This is a genomic window from Teichococcus aerofrigidensis (assembly GCF_054073225.1).
Genome location: NZ_JBSXMU010000177.1, coordinates 1 through 4,790 on the forward strand (window position 1 = coordinate 1; position 4,790 = coordinate 4,790).

Here is a 4,790-nt window from a genome sequence, read left to right on the forward strand (position 1 = left end):
GGCCGCGCCGCTTCAGGCCGCGGCGCCGCTCGCCGGGCTGGCGCCGGGCGCGGTGGCGGCGGCGGGCTCGGCGCTGATGCTCGGCCTGTTCCTCGCGGAGCACGCGCTGCGCGACCGCTGCTTCCCGCATCTCGGCCCGGCCACGCCGGCCCGCACGCTGCGGGCCATCATCGCCGCCCACCGGGACACCGCCCACCGGGACACCGCCCACCGGGACACCGCCCACCGGGACATCGCTGCGGAGGCGAGCGCCGCCGGGAGCATCCGCCATGTCTGACATCGCCCTCCCGCTGACCGACCGGGCGCCGGAGGCCATCCTGTTCCGCCGCGGCGCCGAGGCCATCACCGTCCGCCGCTTCCTGGCCGAGGTCGCTGTGCTGGCGGCGCGGCTGCCCGACCGGCCGCATGTGCTGAACCTCTGCGCCGATCGCTACAACGCGCTGCTCGGCCTCGCCGCCGCGCTCAGCCGGGGGCAGGTGATGCTGCTCTCCGCCGACCGCACGGAGCGCCGCCAGCGCGAGATCGCCGCCCTCTACCCCGGCCTCTACCCGATGGCCGACGCGGTGCAGGACGACCCGGCCTGGGCGGTGCCCGAGGGCGCCATCCGCGTCGGCGGCGCGGGCGGCGGGGGCTGGGCGGGGGGCGGGGGCGGGGGGGCCCCGCCCCGCGGTTCCGCCCAATCCGCTGATCCCGGCCGGGCGCGTCGCCATCATCGGCTTCACCTCCGGCAGCACCGGCCAGCCGGGGGCGCATCCGAAGCCCTGGGGCGCGCTGGTCGCCGCCAGCCGCGCCGCCGCCGCGCGCTTCGGGCTGGAGCGGCCGGCGGGGGAGAGCGGCGCGGCCACGCTGGTCGCCACCGTGCCGGCGCAGCACATGTACGGCTTCGAGACCACCCTCGCCCTGCCGCTGCACGCGGCGACGGCCAGCCATGCCGGGCCCTTCTTCTACCCCGTGGAGGTGGCCGAGGCGCTGCACGCCGCGCCCGCCCCCCGCCTGCTGGTCACCACGCCCCTGCAGATGCGCGCCCTGCTGCGCTCCGGCGCTGCCCTGCCGCCGCTGCGCGCCGTGATCTCCGCAACCGCCCCGCTCGACCCCGACCTCGCGCGCGAGGCCGAGGCCGCCTGGTCCACCGAGGTGCTGGAGATCTACGGCGCCACCGAGATGGGCTCGATCGCCAGCCGCCGCACCGTGGAGGGCGAGGCCTGGCACCTCTACGACAGCGTCGCGCTGCGGCCCGTGGAGGCGCCGGCCGATGCGGCGGACGGGGCGGCGGACGGGACGAGCGGGCGGATGGAGGCGCTGGTCGCCGGGATGCCCGGCCCGGTGCCGCTGGCCGATGCCGTGACCCTGGCGGCGGGCGGCCGTGCCTTCCGCCTGCTCGGCCGCCATGCCGATATCGTCAAGCTGGGCGGCAAGCGCGTCTCGCTCGCCAGCCTGAACCGGCTGCTGCAGGCGGTGCCGGGGGTGGAGGACGGCGTCTTCCTCGTGCCCGAGGATCTCGACCGCAATCCGGCGGCGCGGCTGCTGGCCTTCGCCGTGGCGCCGGGGATGAGCGGCGCGGCCGTGCTGGCGGCGCTGCGCGGGCAGGTCGATCCGGTGTTCCTGCCGCGCGGCGTGACCCTGCTGCCCGCCCTGCCGCGCGACCGGGTGGGCAAGCTGCCGGCCGCGGCCCTGGCGGCGCTGCGCCGGCGCCAGGCGGAACAGGCATGAGCGCGGAGATCCGCTTCCTCTTCCGGCTGCCTGCCGGGCATCCCTGCCTGCCGGGGCATTTTCCCGGCCGCCCCCTGGTGCCGGGCGTGGTGCTGCTGGACGCCGTGCTGGAGCGGCTCGGGGCGGCGGCGGGGGGCCGTGTGGCGCGGCTGCTGCGCGCCAAGTTCAGCGCGCCGGTGGCGCCGGAGGAGGCGGTCGAGGTGGTGCTGTGGCCCGCCGCGCCCGGCCGCTTCGCCTTCCGCTGCCACAGCGGCGCGGCGCTGGTGCTGGCCGGCGAGGCGGCGGTGGCGCCCCTGGCCGGGCCGGCATGAGCTGGCGCGAGCAGCGCGAGCGCGGCAGTGCTGCGGCGCTGCGGCTGATGGGCTGGATCATCACCCGCCTCGGCTGGCGGGTCGCCTATGCGCTGCTCTACCCCATCACCGCCTATTTCTTCCTCTCGGCCCCGCGGCAGCGCGCCGCCGGCCGCGCCTTCCTGCGCCGCGCGCTTGGGCGCGAGCCGCGCCTGACGGAACGGTTCCGCCAGTTCCTCACCTTCTCCGCCACCCTGCTCGACCGGGTCTTCCTGCTCGACGGGCGCCGCGCCGGCTATACCATCGAGGTCACCGGCCTCGACCTGCTGAACCGGCACATCGCCGAGGGGCGCGGCTGCATCCTGCTCGGCGCGCATATCGGCAGCTTCGACGCCATGCGCGCGGTGGCCGATACCGGCTGCCCGGTGGAGGTGATGGCGCTGATGCATGGCGACCATGCCGCGATCAGCGCCGACTTCTTCTCCCGCTGGGGCCGCGGCACGGCGAGCGACGTCGTCTCCCTCGGCCGGCCCGATGCCATGCTGCGGGCCAAGGAGTGCCTGGAGCGCGGCGGGCTGGTCGGCATCCTGGCCGACCGCAACCCGACGCGCAGCAGGGTCACGCGCGTGCCCTTCCTCGGCCGCGAGGCCGCCTTCCCCGAGGGGCCGCATATCCTGGCCGGGGTGCTGGACGCGCCGGTGATGATCGCCTTCGCGGTCTGGACCGGGCCGCGCCGCTACGAGGTGCATTTCCAGCCCTTCGCCGAGCGCATCGCGCTCGACCGCCGCGACCGCCGGGCGGCACTGGCCCTGGCGGCGCGGCGCTACGCCGAACGGATCGAGGCGGTGGCCCGCGCCTTCCCCTACAACTGGTTCAACTTCTACGACTTCTGGGAGGAGATGGAGGCATGAGCTCGCCGCGCCGCCGCGCTCTCCTGGCCCTGGTGCTGCCCCTGGTGCTGCCCGCTCCCCCGGCCCTGGCCGCGCCGCTGACGCTGGAGGGGGCCATGGCCGCGCTGGCGGCCGAGCCCGGCGGCACCGCCTCGTTCACCGAGGAGAAGGCGATCCCGCAGCTCGACATTCCGCTCCCGAGCAGCGGCACCCTGTCCTGGACCCCGCCCGACCGGCTGGAGAAGCACACCACCTTCCCGGAGGAGGAGATCCTGCGCGCCGATGGCGACCGGCTGCTCTTCGCGCAGCCCGGCCGCGGCATCCGGCGCGAGCTGAGCCTCGACCAGTCGCCCGAGATCCGACCCCTGGTGGAATCCGTCCGCGCCACCCTGGCGGGCGACCTGCCGGTGCTGCGGCGGTACTTCGAGATCGATTTCCGGCCGGAGGGCGAGGCGGGGCGGTGGCGCATGGTGCTGACGCCGCTCTCGGCCCGGCTGCGCGTCGCGGTGCAGGGGATCGAGATCACCGGCCAGGGCGGCGGCCTGCGCCACGTCGTGACCCGGGCCAGCGAGGGCGTGACGCGGCTCGCCATCACGCCGCGCCCATGAGCCGGCAGGCTCCGCCGCCGCGGCGCCCGGCGGCGTCGTGAGGCGGCTTCTCCTCGTCCTGCTGGCGCTGGCGCTGCTCGGCCTCGGCCTGTCGCGGCTGGTCGCCTTCCGGGCGGAGCTGACCGATCTGCTGCCTCCGGCCCGTGGCCCGGCCACCACCTTCCTGCTCGGCGAGCTGCGGAATGGCGCCGCCACCACGCTGATGCTGGCGGCCATCGAGGGCGCGCCGGAGCCGGAGCTGGCCCGGCTCAGCCGCGACCTGGGCGAGGCGCTGCGCCAATCCGGCCGGTTCTCCTTCGTCGGCAACGGCGCGCAGGATTTCAGCGAGGCGGAGCGGGATCTGCTCTTCCGCTACCGCTACCTGCTCTCGGCGGCGACGGCACCGCCGCTCTTCGAGGCGCCCGCGCTGCGCGCCGGGATGGAGCGGCTGCTGGCCGGGCTGCGCTCGGCGGCCGCGCCGCTCGTGGCGCGCTTCGGCTTCGCCGACCCGGCCGGCGTCTTCCTCGACACCATGCGCGGCTGGCTCGGCGAGAGCCGGGTGGAGCTGCGGCACGGCGTCTGGTTCGCCGGGACCGGGCAGGAGGGGGCCGGGCAGGAGGGGGCTGGACAGGACGGGGCCGGTCCGCCGCGCGCCCTGCTGCTGGCCCGCCTGGCGGGGACGGGCAGCGACACCGAGGCGCAGGCCGCCGCCATGGCGGTGTTCCACGAGGCTTTCACCAGGGCCGGCCGTGGGGCCGGCCGTGGGGCCGGCCGTGGGGCCGGACCGGGCGAGGCGCGGCTGCTGCTGAGCGGGCCGGGCGTCTTCGCCGCCGAGGCGGCGGCGGCGGTGCGCGCCGATGTCGAGATGATCGCGCAGCTCTCCGGCCTGCTGATCCTGGGCTTCCTGCTCTGGCGCTTCCGCTCGGCGCTGGTGCTGGCGGCGGTGGCCGTGCCGCTGCTGGCCGGCATGCTGGCCGGCCTCGCCGCCGTGGCCGCCTGGCACGGCGCCGTGCATGGCGCCGCCTTCGGCTTCGGCATGACGATGCTGGGGGTGGTGGTGGACTACCCGCTGCTGCTGCTCGGCCAGCGCCGGCCGAAGGGGGAGGGCGAGGAGGAGGCGGTGGCGGGCGCGGCGCGGCGCATCGCCCCGAGCCTGCTGCTGGCGGCGGGCAGCGCGGCGCTGGGCTTGACCGCCATGCTGGCCTCCGACGTCCCGCTGCTGCGCCAGCTCGGGCTGTTCGGCGCCGCCGGCCTGCTGGCCGGTGTGGCGGTGACGCGCTGGCTCCTGCCAAGCCTGCTGCCCGCCACGCCGC

General features: G+C 76.9%; 6 protein-coding genes. All 6 read left to right on the forward strand.

Annotation, left to right across the window (positions count from 1 at the left end):
* A partial coding sequence (locus ACVMLK_RS19795; RefSeq protein ID WP_457487389.1) for a hypothetical protein occupies positions 1 to 277 on the forward strand: 277 nt, incomplete at its 5' end.
* A gap of 407 nt (positions 278 to 684) precedes the next feature.
* Positions 685 to 1,710, forward strand: coding sequence for an AMP-binding protein (locus tag ACVMLK_RS19800; RefSeq protein WP_457487392.1), 1,026 nt, complete (start codon positions 685 to 687; stop codon positions 1,708 to 1,710).
* Complete coding sequence (locus ACVMLK_RS19805; protein WP_198367151.1) at positions 1,707 to 2,021, forward strand: hypothetical protein; 315 nt, start codon at positions 1,707 to 1,709, stop codon at positions 2,019 to 2,021. Before ACVMLK_RS19800 ends, ACVMLK_RS19805 begins: the two co-directional genes overlap by 4 nt.
* Positions 2,018 to 2,911 carry an LpxL/LpxP family acyltransferase gene (locus ACVMLK_RS19810; RefSeq protein ID WP_198367152.1) on the forward strand — a complete coding sequence of 298 codons (894 nt, stop codon included), beginning with the start codon at positions 2,018 to 2,020 and terminating at the stop codon, positions 2,909 to 2,911. The genes ACVMLK_RS19805 and ACVMLK_RS19810 overlap by 4 nt, the downstream gene beginning before the upstream one ends.
* Positions 2,908 to 3,498, forward strand: a complete 591-nt coding sequence (locus ACVMLK_RS19815; RefSeq protein WP_457487390.1) for an outer membrane lipoprotein carrier protein LolA — start codon at positions 2,908 to 2,910, stop codon at positions 3,496 to 3,498. The genes ACVMLK_RS19810 and ACVMLK_RS19815 overlap by 4 nt, the downstream gene beginning before the upstream one ends.
* Positions 3,499 to 3,535: 37 nt before the next feature.
* On the forward strand, positions 3,536 to 4,790 hold a 1,255-nt coding region (locus tag ACVMLK_RS19820), incomplete at its 3' end, for an MMPL family transporter (protein WP_457487391.1).